This window comes from Psychrobacter sp. 16-MNA-CIBAN-0192 (assembly GCF_040309565.1).
Lineage (GTDB): Bacteria > Pseudomonadota > Gammaproteobacteria > Pseudomonadales > Moraxellaceae > Psychrobacter.
Window position 1 is genome coordinate 1 of sequence record NZ_JBEOOX010000590.1, and the last position, 246, is coordinate 246.

The following is a 246-nucleotide window of genomic DNA, read 5'->3' on the forward strand; positions in this document are numbered from 1 at the left end:
TTATTGGGCGCAATACCATAAACGATACGTCCGCCATCGTCATAGTTAAACACTGACAACCCAAAATCCACACTTGGCGTTGTTACAATAGTGTCTTCTATAACACGTTTTGCAACCGCTATTCGCGAATAAGGATGCTGCTCTTTTGCGCTATGATACCAGTTTACATATTTTTCAGTGAACAGAGTAATGGGCTGGCCAATACCAAAATTGGTTAGCTTTGCAGTAGCGATTGCAGCATCAACC

General features: G+C 42.3%; 1 protein-coding gene. It reads right to left on the reverse strand.

All coding sequences use genetic code 11. From position 1 onward, the window contains the following. The coding region (locus tag AAEY78_RS14505) for a hypothetical protein (protein ID WP_352340149.1) at window positions 1–246 on the reverse strand (246 nt) is incomplete at both ends.